Here is a 24,574-nt window from a genome sequence, read left to right as displayed (position 1 = left end):
CGAAGAGGCCGGTGAAAACACAGTAGGGCTGTGCCGCTGCCCCCGGCCTCTTCGCAGCACAAGGCTGCTCCTACAGGTAATGCGTAGGCCAGTCATTAAGCAGGTAACGCATAGGCCGGTCATTAAGCAGGTAATGCGTAGGCCAGTCCATTAAGCAGGTAATGCGCAGGCCAGTCACTAAGCCTTGCCGCTGACTACCATCTTGCGTGCATGTGCCAGGGATTCCTTGGTCAGGTCGATGCCGCCCAGCATGCGCGCCACTTCTTCGACCCGTTCGCGTTTACCCAGGCTGGCCACCGCCGTGTGGGTGGTGTCGCTGTGGCGCACCTTGTGCACGAACAGGTGGTGATGCCCTTGTGCCGCGACCTGCGGCAGGTGGGTTACGGTCAGTACCTGGCCGCGGTCACCCAGCCGGCGCAGCAGTTGGCCGACGATCTCCGCGGTAGGGCCGCCGATGCCGACGTCGACTTCGTCGAACACCAGGGTGGGGATACGCGAGGTCTGTGCAGTGATCACCTGGATCGCCAGGCTGATGCGTGACAGCTCGCCACCCGAGGCGACCTTGGCCAGGCCTTTGAGTGGCTGGCCGGGGTTGGCGCTCACCAACAGTTCGATTTGCTCGAGGCCGTGGGGCGACAGGTCGTTGCCTTCGTTGGGGGTAAGCTCGATGCAGAAGCGACCACCCGGCATACCCAGGCGTTGGACTTCTTGCTCGACGGCGACTGCCAACTGTTGCGCGGCCTGCTGGCGCAAGGCGCTCAGCTCGCGAGCCCGCTCTTTATAGTGTTGGGCATAGGCGGCCAGCTCTTCGCCCAGGCGCTCGATCGATTCGTCGCTGGCGTTCAAGCCTTCCAGCTCTTCCATCAAGCGCTGCTGCAGATGCGGCAGTTCGGTGGGGTGCACGCGGTGTTTGCGGGCCAGGGTGTAGATAGTGTCGAGGCGCTCTTCCAGGGCCTGCAGGCGCATGGGGTCGGCGTCGAAGTGATCGAGGAAGCGGTTGAGCTCGCCCACGGCTTCTTCGACCTGAATCTGCGCGCTGGCAATCAGGTTGGCGGCTTCGCCCAGCGCCTTGGGTGAGTTGGTGGCGGCGCCCAGCCGATTGAGGCTGGAGGTGAGGGCGCTGAGCACGTTGCCCGAGTCGCTCTCGCTGCACTGGTCGATGACCTGGCGGCAGATGCCGAACAGGGCTTCGGCGTTGGTCAGGTTCTTATGTTCCTGCTCCAGCTGTACCAGCTCGTTTTCGCCCAGGCCGAGGTTGTCCAGCTCCTCGAGCTGATAGCTCAACAGCTGGTGGCGGGCGCGTTGCTCGTCACCGGAATTGGACAGGCGCTCCAGCTCCAGGCGGGTCTGGTTCCAGCGCTTGGCGGCCAGTTGCACCTGGCGGGCCAGGTCGATGGCGCCGGCGTATTCGTCCAGCAGGCGCCGATGGGTGTCGGTTTTGAGCAGCGACTGGTGCTCGTGCTGGCTGTGGATGTCGATCAGCAGTTCGCCAAGCGATTTGAGGTCGCTGAGCGGGCAAGGCGTGCCGTTGATGTAGCCACGGCTGCGGCCTTCGGCGGTGATCACCCGGCGCAGGATGCACGGGCCGTCGTTGTCCAGGTCACGCTCGGCCAGCCAGGTGCGGGCTTCGGGGATGTCTGCCAGGTCGAAGGTGGCGAGGATGTCCGCCTTGTCTGCACCGGGGCGCACCACGCCGCTGTCTGCGCGGTCGCCGAGGGCCAGGCCGAGGGCGTCGAGCATGATCGATTTGCCTGCGCCGGTCTCGCCGGTGATGACGGACATGCCGCGGGCAAGCTCGAGGTCGAGGTGTTCGACGATGGCGTAGTTGTGAATGGACAGGTGCACCAGCATGGGGGCGGCTCCCGAAGGTTCAGGTCTGGTTATTTATACAGTACTTTTTTCCACCCTGACAATGCCCGCTCACAGATTCTCATGTGGCCCGGAAAACCACGCTGCCCCTTGAAGCTGGTTTTTCCGGCCCCATATAGCCGACAACAAAGGCGAGCCTGGCTCGTAATCCAGAAATTTGCGCAGGAGAGACCCAATGGCTGACGAACAGCTGAATGAGAAAGACCTTAACGTCGAAGAAACCGGTGCAGATGCTGTCGGCGCCCGTGTTCTGGAGCTCGAGGAACAGCTGGCCGCCGCCAAGGATCAGTCGCTGCGCGCTGTTGCCGATTTGCAGAACGTGCGCCGTCGCGCCGAGCAGGATGTCGAGAAGGCCCACAAGTTCGCCCTGGAGAAGTTCTCCAGCGACCTGCTGCCAGTGATCGACAGCCTGGAACTGGCCCTGGCCCACTCCAGCGCCGACGACGAACACGTCAAGCAGATCCGCGAAGGCGTCGAGCTGACCTTGAAGATGTTCCAGGACACCCTCAAGCGCTACAACCTCGAAGTTGTCGATCCGCACGGCCAGCCGTTCAACCCTGAACACCATCAGGCCATGGCCATGCAGGAAAACGGCGAAGTAGAGCCGAACAGCGTGTTGAACGTGTTCCAGAAAGGCTACCTGCTCAACGGCCGCCTGCTGCGCCCCGCCATGGTGGTGGTCAGCAAGGCGCCAAGTGCAGCTCAGCCTTCGATCAACGAAAAGGCTTGAAATCCGCCGGGGCAACCCCATCTAGGTGTCAAGCCTTCAAGTATTACCGCAGTTGGCCAAAGTAGTCGCTGCTACCAAATTCAAGTTTCGGGAGAGTTAACATGGGTAAAATCATCGGTATCGACCTGGGGACCACCAACTCGTGCGTCTCCATCCTGGAAAACGGTAACGTCAAAGTCATCGAAAACGCCGAGGGTGCGCGTACTACCCCTTCGATCGTGGCATACGCCAACGATGGCGAAATCCTGGTGGGTCAGTCGGCCAAGCGCCAGGCTGTGACCAACCCGCACAACACCCTGTTCGCAGTGAAGCGCCTGATTGGCCGCCGCTTCGAAGAGCAAGTCGTGCAAAAAGACATTCAGCTGGTTCCGTACAAGATCGCCAAGGCCGAAAACGGTGACGCCTGGGTTGAAGTCAACGGCCAGAAAATGGCACCGCCGCAAATCAGCGCCGAAGTGTTGAAGAAAATGAAGAAGACCGCCGAAGATTACCTCGGCGAGCCAGTTACCGAAGCGGTCATCACCGTTCCGGCTTACTTCAACGACAGCCAGCGCCAGGCTACCAAAGACGCCGGCCGCATCGCCGGTCTGGACGTCAAGCGCATCATCAACGAGCCGACCGCTGCTGCACTGGCGTACGGCATGGACAAGGCCAAGGGCGACCACACTGTCATCGTTTATGACCTGGGTGGCGGTACCTTCGACGTTTCGGTCATCGAAATCGCCGAAGTCGACGGTGAGCACCAGTTCGAAGTACTGGCGACCAACGGTGACACCTTCCTGGGTGGCGAAGACTTCGACATGCTGCTGATCGACTACCTGGTTGAAGAGTTCAAGAAAGAGTCCGGCATGAACCTGAAGGGCGACCCTCTGGCCATGCAGCGTCTGAAAGAAGCCGCGGAAAAAGCCAAGATCGAGCTGTCTTCCGCTCAGTCGACCGACGTCAACCTGCCGTACATCACTGCAGACGCCACCGGTCCTAAGCACCTGAACGTGAAGATCTCCCGCGCCAAGCTGGAGTCGCTGGTAGAAGAGCTGGTGCAGCGCACCATCGAGCCTTGCCGCATCGCGCTGAAAGACGCTGGCATCGACGCCAGCAAGATCGACGACGTGATCCTGGTTGGCGGCCAGACCCGTATGCCGCTGGTACAGAAAACCGTTGCTGACTTCTTCGGCAAGGAAGCACGCAAGGACGTCAACCCGGACGAAGCCGTCGCCATGGGCGCCGCTATCCAGGGTGCCGTTCTGGCCGGTGACGTCAAAGACGTTCTGCTGCTGGACGTCAGCCCGCTGACCCTGGGTATCGAAACCATGGGTGGCGTGATGACCGCGCTGATCGAGAAAAACACCACCATCCCGACCAAGAAGTCGCAGGTGTTCTCGACTGCCGACGACAACCAGGGCGCAGTGACCATTCACGTGCTGCAGGGCGAGCGTAAGCAAGCTTCGCAGAACAAGTCGCTGGGCAAGTTCGACCTGGCTGACATTCCGCCAGCACCGCGTGGTGTTCCGCAGATCGAAGTGACCTTCGACATCGACGCCAACGGCATCCTGCACGTCGGCGCGAAAGACAAGGCCACCGGCAAGACCCAGTCGATCGTGATTAAGGCCAACTCCGGCCTGTCCGACGAAGAAATCGAGAAGATGGTGCGTGACGCCGAGGCCAACGCCGAGGAAGACCGCAAGTTCGAAGAGCTGGCCGGTGCCCGTAACCAGGGTGACGCGCTGGTTCACTCGACCCGCAAGATGGTCGCTGACGCCGGTGACAAGGTCACTGCCGAAGAGAAAACCGCCATCGAAGCGGCCGTGGTTGCCCTGGAAGCCGCTGTCAAAGGCGACGACAAGGCTGCCATCGACGCCAAGGTCGAAGAGCTGTCCAAGGTGTCGGCACCGGTTGCCCAGAAGATGTACGCCGAGCAGTCGGCCGAACAGCCTCAGGGCGGCGCGCAGCAGGCCGAGCCGGAAGCCAAGCACGATGACGTGGTTGACGCCGAGTTCGAAGAAGTAAAAGGCGACGACAAGAAGTAATCGTTGCATGTTGTCGGCCAGCTCACCGGCGGTTGTCGGTGAGCTGGTAGGATGTCGCCGCGCGGGGGCTTGCTCCCGCGTTGGCGTATCTGGAATTCGAGAATTTTTACAGCATCTGTCAGGGCCATTCGTGGTGTTTGGGCGGGTGCTGATGGCGCGGCGCAGATGCCGAACGCCCAACAAGGTGCAAATGACCTATGTCCAAGCGTGATTATTATGAGGTCCTGGGTGTCGAGCGCGGCGCCAGTGAAGCTGACCTGAAAAAGGCCTATCGCCGCCTGGCGATGAAGTTCCACCCGGACCGCAACCCAGGCGACAAAGAGTCGGAAGACAAGTTCAAGGAGGCCAACGAGGCCTACGAAGTACTGTCTGACGCCAGCAAGCGCGCGGCGTTCGACCAGTACGGCCACGCCGGCGTCGACCCAAGCATGGGTGGCGGTGGTGCAGGCTTCGGCGGCGCCAACTTCTCTGACATCTTCGGTGATGTGTTCAGTGACTTCTTCGGTGGCGGCGGCGGCCGTGGCGGTGGTCGTGGTGGTGCCCAGCGTGGCAGCGACCTGCGCTACACCCTGGAGCTGAACCTGGAAGAAGCGGTGCGTGGCACCACGGTCAGTATCCGCGTGCCGACGCTGGTCAATTGCACGCCTTGCGACGGTTCTGGCGCGAAGAAGGGCTCGACCCCGTCGACCTGCCCGACGTGCGGCGGTATTGGCCAAGTGCGTATGCAGCAAGGCTTCTTCTCGGTGCAGCAGACCTGCCCGCGCTGCCATGGCCAGGGCAAGATCATTACCGACCCTTGCAATTCGTGCCATGGCGAAGGCCGTGTCGAGGAATACAAGACGCTGTCGGTCAAGGTGCCGGCAGGTGTCGATACCGGTGACCGCATTCGCCTGTCGGGCGAAGGCGAGGCCGGTACCCACGGTGGTCCGACCGGCGACCTGTACGTGGTGATCAACGTGCGTGAGCACGAGATCTTCCAGCGTGACGGCAAGCACCTGTACTGCGAAGTGCCGATCAGCTATACCGATGCAGCGCTGGGTGGCGAGCTGGAAGTGCCAACCCTCGATGGCCGCGTGAAGCTGAAGATTCCGGAAGGTACCCAGACCGGCAAGCAGTTCCGCTTGCGTGGCAAGGGTGTTGCGCCGGTGCGCGGTGGCGGTGCCGGTGACCTGCTGTGCCGTGTGGCGGTGGAAACCCCGGTCAACCTCAGCCGTCGTCAGCGCGAGCTGCTCGAAGAGCTGCGTGATTCGCTGGAAGGCGACAGCTCCCATTCGCCCAAGGCCAGTGGCTGGTTCGACGGTGTAAAGCGCTTCTTCGGCGATCTCTGACAAGGAAATAGCGATGCGACGTATTGCAGTGATGGGTGCAGCAGGGCGGATGGGCAAAACCCTCATCGAGGCCGTGCAGCAAACGCCAGGAGCCGGGTTGACGGCGGCGATCGATCGCCCTGACAGCTCGCTGGTCGGGGCTGATGCAGGTGAGCTGGCGGCCCTCGGTCGGATCGGCGTGCTGCTGTCCGATGACCTGGCCAAGGTTGCCGACGAATTCGACGTGCTGATCGACTTCACCCACCCTTCGGTAACCCTGAAGAACCTGGCCTTCTGCCGCAAGCATGGCAAGGCGATGATTATCGGCACCACCGGTTTCAGCGTCGAAGAGAAGCAATTGCTGGCTGACGCGGGCAAGGAAATCCCGATCGTGTTCGCCGCCAACTTCAGTGTGGGCGTCAACCTCAGCCTCAAGCTGCTGGACATGGCGGCGCGGGTGCTGGGTGATGATGTCGACATCGAGATCATCGAAGCGCACCACCGTCACAAGGTCGATGCGCCGTCGGGTACTGCGCTGCGCATGGGTGAAGTGGTTGCCAATGCGTTGGGCCGTAACCTGCAGGAAGTGGCGGTGTATGGCCGTGAAGGCCAGACCGGCGCGCGTGATCGCAAGACCATCGGCTTCGCCACCGTGCGTGCCGGTGATGTGGTGGGTGACCACACCGTGCTGTTCGCCGCTGAAGGCGAGCGCCTGGAGATCACCCACAAGGCGTCGAGCCGCATGACGTTCGCCAAGGGTGCGGTACGTGCCGCGCTGTGGCTGGACGGGCGCGAGCCGGGCCTGTACGACATGCAGGACGTTCTGGGGCTGCACTGATCCGTGTGTGGGAGCGGCCTTGTGTCGCGAAAGGGCCGCAAAGCGGCCCCGGGGCTGTTAGCGGCGCCGCGAAAACCCGGGGACTGCTGCGCAGTCCTTTCGCGACGCAAGGCCGCTCCTACAGGATTTCCGGTGCAAGCGAGGTCAGTCTGTCGCAATCATGTGTTTTAGAGGCACATATACGGTAGACCCAAAAAGCACTTTTCTGTAAGCTACAGCTTTAGTGTGTCCACTAAAAGCGCGCAGCGAATTGAATTCAGCACATGAAAGCGGGGTGACGTGTCCATACGTCACTCCGCTTTTTTGCAACCTGCGATCGCCCTTTCATGCTTGATTTACGGGAGGTCTTCTTGACAAAGCCAGCCATACTCGCCCTTGCCGACGGCAGTATTTTTCGCGGTGAAGCCATCGGTGCCGACGGTCAGACCGTTGGTGAGGTGGTGTTCAACACCGCTATGACCGGCTACCAGGAAATCCTTACAGACCCTTCCTACGCCCAGCAAATCGTTACCCTGACCTATCCGCACATCGGCAACACCGGTACTACCCCGGAAGACGCCGAGTCGAACCGTGTCTGGTCTGCCGGCCTGGTCATCCGTGACCTGCCGCTGCTGGCCAGCAACTGGCGTAACACCCAGTCGCTGCCGGACTACCTCAAGGCCCACAACGTCGTCGCCATCGCTGGCATCGACACCCGTCGCCTGACCCGTATCCTGCGTGAAAAGGGCGCTCAGAACGGTTGCATCCTCGCCGGTGACAACATCAGCGAAGAAGCCGCCATCGCCGCCGCCCGCGGCTTCCCAGGCCTCAAGGGCATGGACTTGGCCAAGGTCGTCTCCACCAAAGAGCGCTACGAGTGGCGCTCCAGCGTGTGGGAACTGAAAACCGACAGCCACCCAACCATCGAAGCCTCCGAGCTGCCGTACCACGTGGTCGCCTTCGACTACGGCGTCAAGCTGAACATCCTGCGCATGCTGGTGGCCCGTGGCTGCCGCGTGACCGTGGTGCCTGCCCAGACCCCGGCCAGCGAAGTGCTCGCGCTCAACCCCGATGGCGTGTTCCTGTCCAACGGCCCTGGCGATCCGGAGCCTTGCGACTACGCGATCCAGGCAATCAAGGAAATCCTTGAAACCGAGATCCCGGTGTTCGGCATCTGCCTCGGTCACCAACTGCTGGCCCTGGCCTCCGGCGCCAAGACCGTCAAGATGGGCCACGGCCACCACGGTGCCAACCACCCGGTCCAGGACCTGGACACCGGCGTGGTCATGATCACCAGCCAGAACCACGGTTTCGCCGTCGACGAAGCCACCCTGCCGGGCAACGTCCGCGCCATCCACAAGTCGCTGTTCGACGGTACCCTGCAGGGCATCGAGCGCACCGACAAGAGCGCGTTCAGCTTCCAGGGCCACCCTGAAGCGAGCCCAGGCCCGACTGACGTCGCGCCACTGTTCGATCGTTTCACCGATGCCATGGCCAAGCGCCGCTGAGCATCCTGCATCAAGGCCCCGGGCCGGCTTGCGCCGCGCCCGGAAGCGCCTGACCCAGATTGTTCAAGACGGCTTGCCGACTGACCCGCGGATTTGAGTGACAACCATGCCAAAACGTACAGACATCAAAAGCATCCTGATTCTCGGCGCTGGCCCGATCGTGATCGGCCAGGCCTGCGAATTCGACTACTCCGGCGCCCAGGCTTGCAAAGCCCTGCGCGAGGAAGGTTTCCGCGTCATCCTGGTGAACTCCAACCCGGCCACCATCATGACCGACCCGGACATGGCCGACGCCACCTACATCGAGCCGATCAAATGGCAGTCGGTGGCCAAGATCATCGAAAAAGAGCGCCCAGACGCGGTGCTGCCGACCATGGGTGGCCAGACCGCGCTGAACTGCGCCCTGGACCTGGAGCGCCATGGCGTTCTGGAAAAGTTCGGCGTAGAGATGATCGGCGCCAACGCCGACACCATCGACAAGGCAGAAGACCGCTCGCGCTTTGACAAGGCGATGAAGGACATCGGCCTGGAGTGCCCGCGCTCCGGTATCGCCCACAGCATGGAAGAGGCCAATGCGGTCCTCGAGAAGCTCGGCTTCCCGTGCATCATCCGCCCGTCGTTCACCATGGGCGGCACCGGTGGTGGTATCGCCTACAACCGTGAAGAATTCGAAGAAATCTGCGCCCGTGGTCTGGACCTGTCGCCGACCAAAGAGCTGCTGATCGACGAATCGCTGATCGGCTGGAAGGAATACGAGATGGAGGTGGTCCGTGACAAGAAGGACAACTGCATCATCGTCTGCTCGATCGAAAACTTCGACCCGATGGGCGTGCACACCGGTGACTCGATCACCGTTGCCCCAGCGCAGACCCTGACCGACAAGGAATACCAGATCATGCGCAACGCCTCGCTGGCGGTGCTGCGTGAAATCGGTGTCGAAACCGGCGGTTCCAACGTGCAGTTCGGTATCTGCCCAGACACCGGCCGCATGGTCGTGATCGAGATGAACCCGCGCGTATCGCGTTCGTCGGCCCTGGCTTCCAAGGCTACTGGCTTCCCGATCGCCAAGATCGCCGCCAAGCTGGCCGTCGGCTACACCCTCGACGAGCTGCAAAACGACATCACCGGCGGCCGCACCCCGGCGTCGTTCGAGCCGTCGATCGACTACGTCGTCACCAAGCTGCCACGCTTCGCCTTCGAGAAATTCCCGAAAGCCGACGCCCGCCTGACCACCCAGATGAAATCTGTGGGTGAAGTCATGGCCATCGGCCGTACCTTCCAGGAATCCCTGCAGAAAGCCCTGCGCGGCCTGGAAGTCGGTGCCTGCGGCCTGGACCCGAAAGTCGACCTGGCCAGCCCAGAAGCTGCCAGCATCCTCAAGCGCGAACTGACCGTGCCGGGTGCCGAGCGTATCTGGTACGTCGCTGACGCCATGCGTTCGGGCATGACCTGCGAAGAAATCTTTGCCCTGACCGGCATCGACATGTGGTTCCTGGTTCAGATGGAAGACCTGATCAAGGAAGAAGAGAAGGTCAAGACCTTGGCCCTGTCGGCCATCGACAAGAACCTGATGCTGCGCCTCAAGCGCAAAGGCTTCTCGGACCAGCGCCTGGCCGTACTGCTCGGTATCACCGACAAGAACCTGCGTCGCCACCGTCACAAGCTGGAAGTGTTCCCGGTCTACAAGCGCGTCGACACCTGCGCCGCCGAGTTCGCCACCGACACCGCCTACCTGTATTCGACCTACGAGGAAGAGTGCGAGGCCAACCCGTCGACCCGCGACAAGATCATGATCTTGGGTGGCGGCCCTAACCGTATCGGCCAAGGCATCGAGTTCGACTACTGCTGCGTACACGCGGCACTGGCCCTGCGTGAAGACGGTTACGAGACCATCATGGTCAACTGCAACCCAGAAACCGTCTCCACCGACTACGACACCTCCGACCGCCTGTACTTCGAGCCGCTGACCCTGGAAGACGTGCTGGAAGTCTGCCGCGTCGAGAAGCCGAAAGGCGTCATCGTGCACTACGGCGGCCAAACCCCGCTGAAACTGGCCCGCGCCCTGGAAGAAGCCGGCGTACCGATCATCGGTACCAGCCCGGACGCCATCGACCGTGCCGAAGACCGTGAGCGTTTCCAGCAGATGGTTCAGCGCCTGAACCTGCTGCAGCCGCCAAACGCTACCGTGCGCAGCGAAGAAGAAGCGATCCGCGCTGCGGGCGGCATCGGTTACCCACTGGTCGTGCGCCCGTCGTACGTACTGGGTGGTCGCGCCATGGAAATCGTCTACGAGCTGGACGAACTCAAGCGCTACCTGCGTGAAGCGGTACAAGTGTCCAACGACAGCCCGGTGCTGCTCGACCACTTCCTCAACTGCGCCATCGAGATGGACGTGGATGCGGTCTGCGACGGCACCGACGTGGTGATCGGCGCGATCATGCAGCACATTGAGCAGGCGGGTGTTCACTCCGGTGACTCGGCGTGCTCGCTGCCACCGTACTCGCTGCCGGCTCACGTGCAGGACGAAGTCCGCGAACAGGTCAAGAAAATGGCCCTGGAGCTGGGCGTGGTCGGCCTGATGAACGTGCAGCTGGCCCTGCAGGGCGACAAGATCTACGTGATCGAAGTCAACCCGCGCGCCTCGCGTACCGTACCGTTCGTCTCCAAGTGCATCGGCACTTCGCTGGCGATGATCGCGGCCCGCGTCATGGCTGGCAAAACCCTGAAAGAGATCGGTTTCACCAAAGAAATCATCCCGAACTTCTACAGCGTCAAGGAAGCCGTCTTCCCGTTCGCCAAGTTCCCAGGGGTTGACCCGATCCTCGGCCCTGAGATGAAATCGACCGGTGAAGTCATGGGCGTCGGTGACAGCTTCGGTGAAGCCTTCGCCAAGGCCCAGATGGGTGCCAGCGAAGTGCTGCCGACCGGCGGTACTGCGTTCATCAGCGTGCGTGACGACGACAAGCCACAAGTGGCTGGCGTTGCCCGCGACCTGATCGCCCTGGGCTTCGAAGTGGTTGCCACTGCCGGCACCGCCAAGGTTATCGAGGCGGCTGGCCTGAAAGTGCGCCGTGTGAACAAAGTGACCGAAGGTCGCCCGCACGTGGTCGACATGATCAAGAACGACGAAGTGTCGCTGATCATCAACACCACCGAAGGCCGTCAGTCGATCGCTGATTCCTACTCGATTCGTCGCAATGCGCTGCAGCACAAGATTTACTGCACCACCACCATTGCGGCCGGTGAAGCCATCTGCGAAGCGTTGAAGTTTGGTCCTGAGAAGACCGTTCGTCGCTTGCAAGATCTGCATGCAGGACTTAAAGCATGAGCATTACCAAGTACCCGATGACCGTCCAGGGCGCTCGCGCCCTGGAAGAAGAGCACCTGTTCCTGAGCAAGACCGAACGCCCGCGCCTGAGCCAGGCGATTGGTGAGGCGCGCGAGCTGGGCGATCTCAAGGAAAACGCCGAATACCATGCCGCCCGTGAGGAGCAGGGCATGGTCGAGGCGCGTATCCGCGACATCGAAGGCCGCCTGCAGAACTCGGTCGTGATCGACGTGACCACGATCCCTCACACCGGCAAGGTGATTTTCGGCACCACCGTGGTGCTGGCCAACACCGAAACCGATGATGAAGTGACCTACCAGATCGTCGGCGAGGATGAAGCCGACGTGAAACAGGGCAAGCTTTCGAGCGGCGCACCCATTGCCCGTGCCATCATCGGCAAGGAAGAAGGTGATACCGTCGTCGTCAAGACGCCAAGTGGCACGGTCGAGTACGAGATTGTCGAAGTCAAACACATCTGATCGGCGCCTGCGGGCGCCATCCCTTGAAGGGATCCTCTGGCAGCTGGCCCAGGTATTCTGGGTCGGCGGCTTGTGGGTGTTTCATGTGGGGCTGGTGCCCGCGCTCAAGGTCACTGGCCTGGCGCCCCTGCTGGTGCAGGATGTCGCTGGGCAGATCGACCGCTGGTTGATTGGCGTGGCCTTGCTAGGCTTGTTGACCCAGCTGGCGGTATTGGCGAGGGTAGAGGGGCTGTCTGCCTGGTGGCGGCAGTTCCGTGGCCAGATGCTGTTGCTCGGCTTCGGTGCTTGCGTGGGGTATTACACCTTGCGCTACGGCATTTCAGTGGGCGAGCGCTGGCAGATGTTTTGTTTCCTGGTACTGGGCTTTTCCGGCATCGTGCTGGTGGCCCAACCCGTACCGGTCAGGGCGCGCCAGGCGCGCCACTGATCGGAGCCGCTATTATTTGAAGCGGTGGATGTTGGACAGCTGTTTGTTCGGCTGTGGGTTCTTCCGGTAGATCAGCGCTTTCTTGCCGATGGTCTGCACCAGTTCGGCGCGGCCAACCTTGCACAATTCGGCAATGGCGGCGGCACGTTCTTCACGATCTTCGGAGCGAATCTCGACTTTGATCAGTTCATGATCGGCGAGTGCGCGTTCCAGTTCGGCGGCAACGCCTTCGTTAACACCGTTGCCAGCAACGATCAGGACCGGCTTCAGGTCATGACCAATGGACTTGTATTGCTTCTTCTGCTCGTTATTGAGCGGCATAATCTGACCCTTTCCGTCTGATTCTGTAAAATTGACAGGCATTTTACCCGAGGGCCCCTGGCTCCGCCCAGTCAATCACGACGCATATCATCGAGGTGCCCCGTGGTACAACGTTCCAAAAGCAGCGCTAACTGGCTGCGAGAGCATTTTAACGACCCTTTTGTGAAGCAAGCGCAGAAGGATGGCTACCGCTCGCGTGCGAGCTACAAACTGCTTGAGATCCAGGAAAAGGACCGTTTGATCCGTCCTGGCATGAGTGTGATCGACCTCGGCGCAGCCCCGGGTGGCTGGTCGCAGGTGACCAGTCGTCTGATTGGTGGCCAAGGGCGCCTGATCGCCTCCGACATCCTGGAAATGGACTCGATCCCTGACGTTACCTTCATTCAAGGCGACTTCACCCAGGATGCAGTCCTGCAGCAGATCCTCGACGCAGTCGGTGATTCTCACGTAGACCTTGTGATTTCCGACATGGCCCCCAATATGAGTGGTACGCCTGAAGTGGATATGCCGCGCGCCATGTTCCTGTGCGAATTGGCACTGGACCTGGCAACCCGCGTGCTCAAGCCTGGTGGTGACTTCCTCATCAAGATTTTCCAGGGCGAAGGCTTCGACATGTACCTGAAGGACGTGCGCACCAAGTTCGACAAGGTACAGATGCGTAAGCCGTCGTCTTCGCGGGATCGTTCGCGTGAGCAGTACCTGCTGGGTAAAGGTTTCAAAGGCGTGTGAAAGGCGTGCCACGGGGTGGTCGATAGTTAATTCCAATCGGCCGCCCCGTCTGTATCGTCCGAACTTCGTGTAGTCTAGGTTTCACAAAGGGTTACAGACGGTGCCTGCGGATGCGTAGGTAATGTAGTAAGTTAGGGCGATGAATATCATGCGAGGCACGGCTGCGTCGTGCGCCGGCCTCAGAGGGTAGCGAATTGAACGACATGGCAAAGAATCTGATCCTGTGGTTGATCATCGCAGCTGTCCTGGTGACAGTGATGAACAACTTCTCCAGCCCTAACGAGCCGCAGACCCTCAACTACTCCGACTTCATCCAGCAGGTTAAAGACGGGAAAGTCGAGCGCGTGACCGTCGACGGCTACATCATTACCGGCAAGCGTGCCGACGGCGACAACTTCAAGACCGTGCGCCCGGCCATTACCGACAACGGCCTGATCGGCGACCTGGTCGACAACCACGTGGTCGTCGAAGGCAAGCAGCCTGAGCAGCAGAGCATCTGGACGCAGTTGCTGGTCGCCAGCTTCCCGATCCTGGTGATCATTGCCGTGTTCATGTTCTTCATGCGCCAGATGCAAGGTGGCGCGGGCGGCAAGGGCGGGCCGATGAGTTTCGGCAAGAGCAAGGCGCGCCTGCTGTCCGAAGACCAGGTCAAGACCACCCTGGCTGACGTCGCCGGTTGCGACGAAGCCAAGGAAGAAGTCGGCGAGCTGGTCGAGTTCCTGCGCGACCCGGGCAAATTCCAGCGCCTCGGCGGTCGTATTCCGCGCGGCGTGCTGATGGTTGGCCCACCCGGTACCGGTAAGACCCTGTTGGCCAAGGCCATCGCAGGTGAGGCGAAAGTGCCGTTCTTCACCATTTCCGGTTCGGACTTCGTCGAAATGTTCGTCGGTGTCGGTGCCAGCCGTGTGCGTGACATGTTCGAGCAGGCCAAGAAGCACGCCCCGTGCATCATCTTCATCGACGAAATCGACGCCGTTGGTCGCCACCGTGGCGCCGGCATGGGCGGTGGTCACGATGAGCGCGAGCAAACCCTCAACCAGTTGCTGGTAGAGATGGACGGCTTCGAAATGAACGATGGCATCATCGTCATTGCCGCCACCAACCGTCCGGACGTGCTGGACCCTGCACTGCTGCGTCCTGGTCGCTTCGACCGTCAGGTCGTTGTGGGCCTGCCGGACATCCGTGGCCGTGAGCAGATTCTTAAAGTCCACATGCGCAAGGTGCCGATTGGCGAGAACGTCAACCCGGCGGTCATTGCCCGTGGTACCCCAGGCTTCTCCGGTGCAGACCTGGCCAACCTGGTCAACGAAGCTTCGCTGTTTGCCGCGCGCTCCAACAAGCGCCTGGTCGAAATGAAAGAGTTCGAGCTGGCCAAAGACAAGATCATGATGGGCGCCGAGCGCAAGACCATGGTCATGTCCGAGAAAGAAAAACAGAACACCGCCTACCACGAAGCCGGTCACGCCATCGTCGGTCGTCTGGTGCCTGAGCATGACCCGGTCTACAAGGTGTCGATCATCCCGCGTGGTCGTGCCCTGGGTGTCACCATGTTCCTGCCTGAGGAAGACCGTTACAGCCTGTCCAAGCGCGCGCTGATCAGCCAGATCTGCTCGCTGTACGGCGGCCGTATCGCCGAAGAAATGACCCTGGGCTTCGATGGCGTCACCACCGGTGCCTCCAACGACATCATGCGCGCCAGCCAGATTGCCCGGAACATGGTCACCAAGTGGGGCCTTTCCGAGAAACTCGGCCCGCTGATGTATGCCGAAGAAGAGGGCGAGGTGTTCCTCGGCCGTAGCGCCGGCAGCCAGCACGCCAGCGTCTCGGGTGAAACCGCCAAGCTGATCGACTCGGAAGTGCGCAGCATCATCGACCAGTGCTACGCCACGGCCAAGCAGCTGCTCACCGACAACCGCGACAAGCTCGATGCCATGGCCGAAGCGCTGATGAAGTACGAGACCATTGACGCCGACCAGATCGACGACATCATGTCGGGTCGTACCCCTCGCGAACCGCGGGACTGGGATGGTGACTCGGCTTCGGGCAACCCTGCAGCTCAGGGTGACCGCCCGGAATCGCCAATCGGCGGCCCAGCGGCTCAACACTAAGGGCATCTATGAGTTCAGTGCAGTACCCAACCCGGTTGCCTTGCGGCAACCGGGTTCTTGATTTGTCGCGTACCCATGTCATGGGTATTCTCAATATCACCCCCGACTCATTCTCCGATGGCGGGCGCTTCAGCCAGCGCGACGCTGCGCTGCGCCATGCCGAAGCCATGGTTGCCGCGGGCGCCACGCTGATCGACATCGGTGGCGAATCGACGCGCCCTGGCGCGCGTGCGGTGTCCGTGATCGAAGAAATCGAACGCGTGGCACCGATGGTCGAGGCGATCAACAGTCGTCTGGACGTGGTCATTTCGGTCGATACCTCCACGCCTGCGGTCATTCGTGAATCCGCACGGCTGGGGGCTGGCCTGATCAACGACGTTCGTGCCCTGGAGCGCGATGGCGCCCTGGATGCGGCGGCGGACACCGGCCTGCCGGTGTGCCTGATGCATATGCGCGGTGAGCCGGGCAATATGCAGGACGACCCGCATTACGATGATGTGACGGCCGACGTAACGCGATATCTTGAACAGCGGATGGCCGCCTGTGCTGCGGCGGGCATCCCTGCAGACAAAATCATTCTTGACCCGGGCTTCGGTTTCGCCAAGACATTGGCGCATAACCTAAGCCTGTTCAAACACATGGAAGCGCTCTATCGCCTTGGGCGCCCACTGCTGGTGGGTGTTTCACGAAAGAGCATGATCGGCCTGACGCTGGATCGTCCGGTCGGCGAGCGTCTGTACGGCAGCCTGGCGCTGGCAGCGTTGGCCATGACCAAGGGCGCGAGCATCCTTCGCGTCCATGATGTGGCCGAAACTGTCGATGTAGTGCGCATGATCGCTGCGGTACAAAACGCCGAATAAGAACATTGGAGCCGCTATGAGCAGAAAATACTTTGGTACCGACGGCATTCGTGGCCGCGTCGGCGAATACCCGATCACGCCGGACTTCATGCTGAAACTCGGCTGGGCCGCCGGCATGGCCTTCCGCAAGCAGGGTCATTGCCGTGTGCTGGTGGGCAAGGACACGCGTATTTCCGGTTACATGTTCGAGTCCGCACTTGAGGCGGGGCTGTCTGCAGCCGGTGCCGACGTGATGCTGCTCGGGCCGATGCCGACGCCGGCCATCGCCTACCTCACGCGTACGTTCCACGCCGAAGCCGGTATCGTCATCAGTGCCTCGCACAACCCGCACGACGACAACGGCATCAAGTTCTTCTCCGGGCAAGGCACCAAGCTGCCTGACGAAGTCGAGTTGATGATCGAGGAATTGCTCGATCAGCCCATGACGGTGGTCGAGTCGAGCAAGCTGGGCAAGGTTTCGCGCATCAACGACGCAGCCGGCCGCTACATCGAGTTCTGCAAGAGCAGTGTGCCCTCCAGCACCAGCTTCGAAGGCCTCAAGCTGGTGGTCGATTGTGCCCATGGTGCCACCTACAAGGTCGCGCCGAGCGTGTTCCGCGAGCTGGGTGCTGACGTTACCATTCTGCATGCTCAGCCAGATGGCCTGAACATCAACGAAGGGTGCGGTTCGACCCATATCGAGTCGCTGCAGGCGGCCGTGCTGGTCGGTCATGCTGACCTGGGCATCGCCTTTGACGGCGACGGCGATCGGGTGCTGATGGTCGACCACACCGGTGCCATCATCGACGGTGACGAACTGCTGTTCATCATCGCCCGTGATCTGCACGACCGCGGCAAGCTGCAGGGCGGGGTAGTGGGTACGCTGATGAGCAACCTGGGCCTTGAGCTCGCGCTCAAGGATCTGGATATCCCGTTTGTGCGGGCCAAGGTCGGCGACCGTTACGTCATGGCCGAACTGCTCGAGCGCGAGTGGCTGATCGGTGGCGAAAACTCCGGGCATGTCGTGTGCTGCAACCACACCACCACCGGTGATGCGATCATTGCCGCGCTGCAGGTGCTGATGGCGCTCAAGCGTCGCGGCGAGACCCTGGCCCAGGCCCGTCAGGCCCTGCGCAAGTGCCCACAGGTGCTGATCAACGTGCGCTACGGGGCAAGCAAGGTCGACCCGCTGGAGCACCCTGCAGTCAAGGAAGCCAGTGCCAAGGTGACCGAGGCGATGGCCGGTCGCGGGCGTGTGTTGCTGCGCAAGTCCGGTACCGAGCCCTTGGTGCGCGTCATGGTCGAAGGCGATGACGAAAGTCAGGTTCGCGCCCATGCCGAAGCGCTGGCGAAACTGGTCGGCGAAGTTTGTGTCTGAAGGCGCTTGCCAGCGCAGATCTGGTTGGGTAAGATCTGCGCCCACTTTGACCGACGAGGTAAAGCATGCGTCGCCCTATGGTAGCTGGTAACTGGAAGATGCACGGTACCCGCGCCAGCGTCGCTGAGCTGACCGAGGGCTTGAGCAATCTCGCCCTGCCGAGCGGAGTGGAAGTCGCGGTATTTCCGCCGGCCTTGTTCATCAATCAAGTGATTGATGGCCTGGCAGGTAAAGAAATAACTGTCGGCGCACAGAATTCTGCTGTACAACCCGAACAGGGTGCGCTGACCGGCGAAGTTTGTCCGGAACAGCTGGCCGAAGTGGGCTGCAAGTTGGTGTTGGTTGGGCATTCGGAGCGTCGCCAGATCATTGGTGAAACCGACGAAGTGCTTAACCGCAAGTTTGCAGCCGCACAGGCTAAAGGTTTGAAGCCGGTGCTGTGCATAGGGGAAACCCTTGAAGAGCGCGAGGCTGGCAAGACACTCGAAGTTGTCGGGCGTCAACTAAGCAGTATCATCGAAGCGTTCGGTGTTAAGGCTTTTGCCAATGCAGTAATTGCTTATGAGCCTGTATGGGCCATCGGCACTGGCTTAACGGCCACGCCACAGCAGGCTCAGGATGTGCACGCCGCCATCCGTAGTCAGCTGGCGGCAGAAGATGCTGAAGTGGCTGCGAAGGTGCAGCTGCTCTACGGCGGCAGCGTGAAGGCGGCCAATGCGGCCGAACTGTTCGGCATGCCGGATATCGATGGGGGGCTCATTGGTGGAGCGTCCCTGAACGCAGACGAATTCGGTGCAATTTGTCGCGCCGCAGGAAACTGAACAAATGCTGGAAACAGTCATCGTTGTTTTTCATCTGTTGGCAGCGCTGTCGCTAGTAGTGCTGGTACTGTTACAACAGGGTAAAGGTGCGGAAGCAGGTGCATCTTTCGGCGCAGGGGCCTCAAACACTGTGTTCGGAAGCCAAGGTTCTGCAACCTTCCTAAGTAAATTCACTGCAATACTCGCTGCCACTTTCTTTTTGACAGCACTTGGGTTAGGATACTTCGCCAAGGAACAAGCTCACAAGCTGACCCAGGCGGGCCTTCCAGATCCAGCAGTATTGGAAGTGAAAGAGCAGAAGCCGGCAGTAAATGATGATGTACCGGTGCTCCAACAGCAGAAGAGCGAAACTGCCCCTACAACGGGTGATGTACCTCCTCCGGCAGAAGAGCAGAAGTAACGGGTTTCAAATGTAGTATTGCCGAGGTGGTGGAATTGGTAGACACGCAACCTTGAGGTGGTTGTGCCCATAGGGTGTAGGGGTTCGAGTCCCCTTCTCGGTACCAATTGAAGCAAGAGAGCCCGCTTTATGCGGGCTTTCTTGTAGGTGGAGGTCGGATTGACCCAGCACTGGGTTCAGTCTTATACTTTCGCCCCAGCTTTGTCGCGGGGTGGAGCAGCTTGGTAGCTCGTCGGGCTCATAACCCGAAGGTCGTTGGTTCAAATCCAGCCCCCGCAACCAGCTTCAGCGGAGCCCCTTTTCAGGGGCTTTTTGCTAGCCGAACAGTTTTCGGCGTCGTTGTCCAACGGCGCTTTCAGGGATGGGCGCTTCGCCCATTTTTTATTTGCACAGCATGCACGAGGGGGTTCAGGTGTCGAGCAAGCTAGAACAGTTGCAGGCCTTGTTGGCCCCGGTTGTCGAGGGTCTGGGCTATCAGTGCTGGGGGATCGAGTACGTTTCCCAGGGTAAGCATTCGGTACTGCGCATCTACATCGATAAGGAAGACGGGATCCTGGTTGACGACTGCGAAGCGGTCAGCCGTCAGGCCAGCGCCATTCTTGATGTGGAAGATCCGATCAGCAGTGAATATACCCTTGAAGTGTCGTCTCCAGGCATGGATCGCCCGCTGTTCACTCTGGAACAGTTTGCCTCGCATGCCGGCGAACAAGTGAAGATCAAGCTGCGCTCACCCTTCGAGGGTCGTCGTAACTTCCAGGGCCTTCTCCGCGGTGTGGAGGAGCAGGATGTGGTGGTCCAGGTGGACAATCAAGAGTTCCTGTTGCCGATCGACTCGATCGACAAGGCCAATATTATTCCCAGTTTTGACTGAGACGTGCCGGGCCCGGCGGACTATCCGGGCCCAATGGCTTGCGCAAGGCGAGGCGTACGATGAGCAAAGAAGTACTGCTGGTTGTTGAATCGGTATCCAACGAAAAAGGTGTACCGCCCGGCGTCATTTTCGAAGCGCTGGAAGTGGCCCTGGCCACTGCAACCAAAAAACGTTTTGAGGACGAAGTCGACCTGCGTGTGGAAATCAACCGCCACACCGGTAGCTACGAGACCTTCCGTCGCTGGACCGTGGTCGATGAAGCCGATCTTGATGATCCGGCGATCGAGACCTGGTTGAGCAAGATCCACGAGACCCACCCTGAAGCCAAGGTCGGTGACGTGATCGAGGAGAAGATCGAGTCTATCGAGTTCGGTCGTATCGCCGCCCAGACCGCCAAGCAGGTCATCGTGCAGAAGGTCCGTGAGGCCGAGCGCGCCCAGGTGGTCGATGCCTACCGCGAACGCGTGGGTGAGATCATCTCCGGTACCGTCAAAAAAGTTACCCGCGACAACGTCATCGTTGACCTGGGCAACAACGCCGAGGCCTTGTTGGCTCGCGAAGACATCATTCCCCGCGAGACTTTCCGTGTAGGTGTGCGCCTGCGTGCACTGCTCAAGGAAATCCGCACTGAAAACCGTGGCCCTCAGTTGATCCTGTCGCGCACTGCGCCACAGATGCTGATCGAGCTGTTCCGCATCGAAGTGCCGGAAATTGCCGAGGGTCTCATTGAAGTCATGGCTGCATCCCGTGATCCGGGGTCGCGAGCCAAGATCGCCGTCCGCTCCAAGGACAAGCGTATCGACCCGCAAGGTGCCTGTATCGGCATGCGCGGTTCGCGCGTCCAAGCCGTATCCGGAGAGTTGGGTGGTGAGCGTGTGGATATCGTCCTCTGGGACGATAACCCGGCGCAGTTCGTCATCAACGCTATGTCGCCGGCTGAAGTCGCGGCGATTATCGTTGACGAGGATGCCCATGCCATGGACATCGCCGTCGCCGAAGACAACCTTGCCCAGGCCATTGGTCGTGGCGGTCAGAACGTTCGTTTGGCCAGTCAGTTGACCGGCTGGACCTTGAACGTGATGACCGAAAAGGACATCCAGGCCAAGCAGCAAGCAGAAACCGGTGACATCCTGCGCAATTTCATCGATGAACTGGAAGTCGACGAGGAGCTGGCCCAAGTGCTGGTCGACGAAGGCTTTACCAGCCTCGAAGAAATTGCCTACGTACCGTTGGAAGAAATGCTCAACATCGATGGCTTTGACGAAGATATCGTCAATGAGCTCCGCGCTCGAGCCAAGGACCGTTTGTTGACCAAGGCCATCGCTACCGAAGAAAAACTGGCAGACGCCCATCCGGCCGAAGACCTGCTCTCCCTTGAGGGCATGGACAAGGACCTGGCGGCGGAACTGGCGGTGCGCGGCGTGGTTAACCGCGAAGACCTGGCCGAGCAGTCGATTGACGACCTGCTCGACATCGACGGCATCGACGAAGAGCGTGCCGGCAAGTTGATCATGGCCGCCCGAGCCCACTGGTTCGAGTAATTAGGCGCGGCCTGAGGAGAGAAGTGCATGACGCAAGTCACGGTGAAAGAACTGGCCCAAGAGGTCGAGGCACCGGTAGAGCGCCTGCTGCAGCAGATGCGTGAGGCAGGTCTGCCGCACACCGACGCCGGTCAGGTAGTGACCGACAATGAGAAGCAGACCCTGCTGACTCATTTGAAAAGCAGCCACAAGAGCAAGGCGGAAGAGCCGCGCAAGATTACCTTGCAGCGCAAGACCACCAGCACGCTGCGTGTCGCCGGTAGCAAAAGCATCAGCGTAGAAGTACGCAAGAAGAAAGTATTCGTTCAGCGCAGCCCGGAAGAAATCCAGGCTGAGCAAAAACGCGAGCAGGACGAGCGCCGTGCGGCCGAAAACGCTGCGCGCGACAAGGTTGACGCCGAAGTTCGCCAGCGCAACGAAGAGCAGGCCCGTCGTCACGCTGATGCCGCCCCTGCGGCCCCAGCTGCCAAACCGGCTGCCGCTGCTAGCGCTGCTGCACCTGCCCCGGCACCTGTAGTCGCTGACGCGCCTGCATCGGAAGATGCCGCCGCACGTGCCGCCGAACGCAAAAAAGACGAGACCCGTCGCAACGAAAGCCGCACTCGCGATGACGACCGTCGTCGTGGCGAAGCGCCTCGTGTGTCGATCAAGGTCAAGGTCAAGGAAAAGGAAAAGGCGCCGACTCCGCGTGCTGCTCCGCGTACCACCGACGAAGAGAGCGATGGCGCTCGTCGTGGTCGTGGTGGCAAGGGCAAGCTGAAGAAGCGTAATGCTCACGGCTTCCAGAACCCGACCGGCCCCGTCATCCGTGACGTGACCATCGGCGAGACCATCACGGTCTCGGAACTGGCCAACCAGATGTCCGTCAAGGGCGCTGAAGTGGTCAAGTTCATGTTCAAGATGGGCACCCCGGTTACCATCAACCAGGTGCTCGACCAGGAAACCGCTCAGCTGATCGCAGAAGAGCTGGGCCACAAGGTGACCCTGGTCAGCGATACTGCCCTGGAAGACTCCCTGGCCGAATCGCTGAAGTTCGAAGGCCAAACCGAATCGCGTGCCCCGGTCGTTACCGTCATGGGCCACGTTGACCACGGTAAGACCTCGCTGCTCGACTACATCCGTCGTGCCAAGGTTGCTGCTGGCGAAGCCGGCGGTATCACCCAGCACATCGGCGCCTACCACGTGGAAACCGACCGCGGCATGGTCACCTTCCTCGATACCCCGGGCCACGCTGCGTTCACTCAGATGCGTGCTCGTGGTGCCAAGGCGACCGACATCGTCATCCTGGTGGTGGCGGCGGACGACGGCGTGATGCCGCAAACCCGTGAAGCCGTTCAGCATGCCAAGGCTGCTGGCGTCCCACTGGTTGTCGCAGTGAACAAGATCGACAAGCCAGGTGCTGACCTCGACCGCATTCGCAACGAGCTGTCCGTTGAAGGCGTAACCTCCGAGGACTGGGGTGGTGACACGCCGTTCGTCAAGGTTTCGGCCAAGATGGGTACCGGCGTTGACGAACTGCTCGAAGCCGTTCTGCTGCAGGCCGAGATCCTCGAACTGACCGCTACCCCGACCGCTCCAGGTCGTGGTGTCGTCGTCGAATCGCGCCTGGACAAGGGCCGCGGCCCAGTGGCGACCATCCTGGTTCAGGACGGTACGCTGCGTCAGGGCGACATGGTCCTGTGCGGCTCCAACTATGGCCGCGTACGTGCCATGCTCGACGAGAACGGCAAGCCTGTGAAGGAAGCTGGCCCGTCGATCCCGGTCGAGATCCTTGGCCTGGACGGTACCCCGGAAGCCGGTGACGAGCTGTCGGTGGTGGCTGACGAGAAGAAAGCCCGCGAAGTTGCCCTGTTCCGTCAAGGCAAGTACCGCGAGGTCAAGCTGGCCCGTGCTCACGCTGGCAAGCTGGAAAACATCTTCGAGACCATGGGTCAAGAAGAGAAGAAGACCCTCAACATCGTCCTCAAGACCGACGTACGTGGTTCCCTGGAGGCACTGCAGGGTTCGCTCGGCGGCCTGGGCAACGACGAAGTTCAGGTTCGCGTGATCGGTGGCGGCGTAGGTGGTATCACCGAGAGCGACGCCAACCTGGCGCTGGCGTCCAACGCGGTGCTGTTCGGCTTCAACGTGCGTGCCGATGCCGGTGCGCGCAAGATCGTCGAGCAGGAAGGTCTGGATATGCGTTACTACAACGTGATCTACGACATCATCGAAGACGTCAAGAAAGCCCTGACCGGCATGCTCGGCAGCGATGTTCGCGAGAACATCCTGGGTGTCGCCGAAGTACGTGACGTGTTCCGTTCGCCGAAGTTCGGCGCCATCGCTGGCTGTATGGTCATCGAAGGTACCGTGTACCGCAACCGTCCGATCCGCGTACTGCGCGAAGACGTTGTGATCTTCGAAGGCGAGCTGGAATCGCTGCGTCGCTTCAAGGACGACGCTGCCGAAGTACGTTCGGGCATGGAGTGCGGTATTGGCGTCAAGAGCTACAACGACGTCAAGGTCGGCGACAAGATCGAAGTCTTCGAGAAAGTCCAGGTGGCTCGTACCCTCTAAGGGCGAGCTTGCCGCAAGCCCCCGCTGCAGGGCGGTTGGCGGCGCCTTTATAGGTAGCGCCCGGTCAGGCATCAGCCTGACCGGGCGTTTGCCGCTTTAAGTTACAGGTAGCAAGAATGGCCAAAGAATATAGCCGTACCCAACGTATCGGCGATCAGATGCAGCGCGAGCTGGCTGAACTGATCCGCCGCGAAGTCAAGGACCCACGTGTGGGTCTGGTGACCATCACTGCCGTGGACGTCAGCCGCGACCTGGGCCATGCCAAGGTGTACATCACCGTCATGGGCGAGGAAACGCCAGACGCCGTGAAGCAGTCGCTGAAGGCGCTGAACAGCGCTGCCAGCTTCCTGCGTCTGCACCTGGGGCGTTCGATGCAACTGCGCAGCGTGCCCCAGCTGCATTTCCACTTCGATGAAAGCGTCAGCCGCGGTGTACACCTGTCGGCGCTGATCGAGCGTGCAGTGGCCGAAGACCGCCTGCACAAGGATACCGACGAGCTGGACACCAAGGAGTAAGCG

The 24,574-nt window shown here is 60.8% G+C and carries 20 protein-coding genes and 2 tRNA genes; 20 read left to right on the top strand and 2 right to left on the bottom strand.

What is annotated here, in order from left to right:
- Positions 1–177: 177 nt before the first annotated feature.
- Entirely contained in the window at positions 178–1,851 is a 1,674-nt protein-coding gene (gene recN / locus OO306_RS15560; RefSeq protein WP_099455350.1) for a DNA repair protein RecN, read from the bottom strand.
- Positions 1,852–2,044: 193 nt separating this feature from the next.
- On the opposite strand from recN, the gene grpE reads away from it, so the two are divergent.
- The 8 genes from grpE to OO306_RS15520 all read left to right on the top strand — a co-directional run bounded on the left by grpE (position 2,045) and on the right by OO306_RS15520 (position 12,492).
- On the top strand, positions 2,045–2,599 hold the full coding sequence (grpE, locus tag OO306_RS15555; RefSeq protein ID WP_099430483.1) for a nucleotide exchange factor GrpE: 555 nt from the start codon (positions 2,045–2,047) through the stop codon (positions 2,597–2,599).
- A gap of 101 nt (positions 2,600–2,700) precedes the next feature.
- Positions 2,701–4,626: a molecular chaperone DnaK gene (gene dnaK, locus OO306_RS15550; RefSeq protein ID WP_265969278.1), complete on the top strand. Its 1,926-nt coding sequence runs from the start codon at positions 2,701–2,703 to the stop codon at positions 4,624–4,626.
- A gap of 197 nt (positions 4,627–4,823) precedes the next feature.
- Positions 4,824–5,954 carry a molecular chaperone DnaJ gene (dnaJ, locus tag OO306_RS15545; RefSeq protein WP_027595038.1) on the top strand — a complete coding sequence of 377 codons (1,131 nt, stop codon included), beginning with the start codon at positions 4,824–4,826 and terminating at the stop codon, positions 5,952–5,954.
- Positions 5,955–5,967: 13 nt separating this feature from the next.
- On the top strand, positions 5,968–6,771 hold the full coding sequence (gene dapB / locus OO306_RS15540; protein WP_027595037.1) for a 4-hydroxy-tetrahydrodipicolinate reductase: 804 nt from the start codon (positions 5,968–5,970) through the stop codon (positions 6,769–6,771).
- A 350-nt stretch (positions 6,772–7,121) separates the two neighbouring features.
- Positions 7,122–8,258, top strand: coding sequence for a glutamine-hydrolyzing carbamoyl-phosphate synthase small subunit (gene carA, locus OO306_RS15535; RefSeq protein ID WP_099430480.1), 1,137 nt, complete (start codon positions 7,122–7,124; stop codon positions 8,256–8,258).
- A 106-nt stretch (positions 8,259–8,364) separates the two neighbouring features.
- Positions 8,365–11,586 (top strand): carbamoyl-phosphate synthase large subunit, encoded by a 3,222-nt coding sequence (gene carB / locus OO306_RS15530; RefSeq protein WP_099430479.1) that lies wholly within the window; start codon positions 8,365–8,367, stop codon positions 11,584–11,586.
- The gene (gene greA / locus OO306_RS15525) at positions 11,583–12,065 is read left to right on the top strand and encodes a transcription elongation factor GreA (protein WP_008098898.1); all 483 of its coding nucleotides are present in this window, start codon (positions 11,583–11,585) and stop codon (positions 12,063–12,065) included. The genes carB and greA overlap by 4 nt, the downstream gene beginning before the upstream one ends.
- Positions 12,043–12,492, top strand: coding sequence for an MFS transporter (locus OO306_RS15520; RefSeq protein ID WP_081717511.1), 450 nt, complete (start codon positions 12,043–12,045; stop codon positions 12,490–12,492). The genes greA and OO306_RS15520 overlap by 23 nt, the downstream gene beginning before the upstream one ends.
- A 12-nt stretch (positions 12,493–12,504) precedes the next feature.
- Here OO306_RS15520 and OO306_RS15515 read toward each other — a convergent pair whose 3' ends face one another.
- A complete protein-coding gene (locus OO306_RS15515) occupies positions 12,505–12,813 on the bottom strand; it encodes a YhbY family RNA-binding protein (protein ID WP_027595032.1) in 309 nt (102 codons plus the stop codon).
- A 102-nt stretch (positions 12,814–12,915) separates the two neighbouring features.
- On the opposite strand from OO306_RS15515, the gene rlmE reads away from it, so the two are divergent.
- The 12 genes from rlmE (at position 12,916) to rbfA (ending at position 24,571) form a co-directional block, all read left to right on the top strand.
- Complete coding sequence (gene rlmE / locus OO306_RS15510) at positions 12,916–13,542, top strand: 23S rRNA (uridine(2552)-2'-O)-methyltransferase RlmE (protein WP_027595031.1); 627 nt, start codon at positions 12,916–12,918, stop codon at positions 13,540–13,542.
- 203 nt (positions 13,543–13,745) lie between these two features.
- The gene (gene ftsH, locus OO306_RS15505) at positions 13,746–15,650 is read left to right on the top strand and encodes an ATP-dependent zinc metalloprotease FtsH (RefSeq protein ID WP_027595030.1); all 1,905 of its coding nucleotides are present in this window, start codon (positions 13,746–13,748) and stop codon (positions 15,648–15,650) included.
- Positions 15,651–15,658: 8 nt separating this feature from the next.
- Positions 15,659–16,510 (top strand): dihydropteroate synthase, encoded by an 852-nt coding sequence (folP, locus tag OO306_RS15500; protein ID WP_027595029.1) that lies wholly within the window; start codon positions 15,659–15,661, stop codon positions 16,508–16,510.
- Between the two features lie 16 nt (positions 16,511–16,526).
- Complete coding sequence (gene glmM / locus OO306_RS15495; protein ID WP_027595028.1) at positions 16,527–17,867, top strand: phosphoglucosamine mutase; 1,341 nt, start codon at positions 16,527–16,529, stop codon at positions 17,865–17,867.
- 65 nt (positions 17,868–17,932) lie between these two features.
- Positions 17,933–18,688 (top strand): triose-phosphate isomerase, encoded by a 756-nt coding sequence (gene tpiA, locus OO306_RS15490; protein ID WP_027595027.1) that lies wholly within the window; start codon positions 17,933–17,935, stop codon positions 18,686–18,688.
- Positions 18,689–18,692: 4 nt separating this feature from the next.
- The gene (gene secG, locus OO306_RS15485) at positions 18,693–19,088 is read left to right on the top strand and encodes a preprotein translocase subunit SecG (RefSeq protein WP_027595026.1); all 396 of its coding nucleotides are present in this window, start codon (positions 18,693–18,695) and stop codon (positions 19,086–19,088) included.
- A 20-nt stretch (positions 19,089–19,108) separates the two neighbouring features.
- A tRNA-Leu gene (locus OO306_RS15480) sits at positions 19,109–19,194 on the top strand.
- 99 nt (positions 19,195–19,293) lie between these two features.
- Positions 19,294–19,370: transfer RNA gene (locus OO306_RS15475), tRNA-Met, on the top strand.
- A 130-nt stretch (positions 19,371–19,500) separates the two neighbouring features.
- Positions 19,501–19,959, top strand: coding sequence for a ribosome maturation factor RimP (rimP, locus tag OO306_RS15470; RefSeq protein WP_033694237.1), 459 nt, complete (start codon positions 19,501–19,503; stop codon positions 19,957–19,959).
- Positions 19,960–20,018: 59 nt separating this feature from the next.
- Positions 20,019–21,500: a transcription termination factor NusA gene (nusA, locus tag OO306_RS15465; RefSeq protein WP_027595024.1), complete on the top strand. Its 1,482-nt coding sequence runs from the start codon at positions 20,019–20,021 to the stop codon at positions 21,498–21,500.
- Positions 21,501–21,527: 27 nt separating this feature from the next.
- The gene (gene infB / locus OO306_RS15460; RefSeq protein ID WP_085274238.1) at positions 21,528–24,056 is read left to right on the top strand and encodes a translation initiation factor IF-2; all 2,529 of its coding nucleotides are present in this window, start codon (positions 21,528–21,530) and stop codon (positions 24,054–24,056) included.
- Between the two features lie 116 nt (positions 24,057–24,172).
- Positions 24,173–24,571 carry a 30S ribosome-binding factor RbfA gene (gene rbfA / locus OO306_RS15455; RefSeq protein WP_027595022.1) on the top strand — a complete coding sequence of 133 codons (399 nt, stop codon included), beginning with the start codon at positions 24,173–24,175 and terminating at the stop codon, positions 24,569–24,571.
- Positions 24,572–24,574 lie beyond the last annotated feature (3 nt).

Origin of the sequence: Pseudomonas sp. DCB_AW (assembly GCF_026240895.1) — a bacterium.
Classification (GTDB): Bacteria; Pseudomonadota; Gammaproteobacteria; order Pseudomonadales; family Pseudomonadaceae; genus Aquipseudomonas; species Aquipseudomonas kermanshahensis.
The sequence above is the reverse complement of the archived record's forward strand: the minus strand, read 5'-3'. Positions and strand labels throughout refer to the sequence as shown.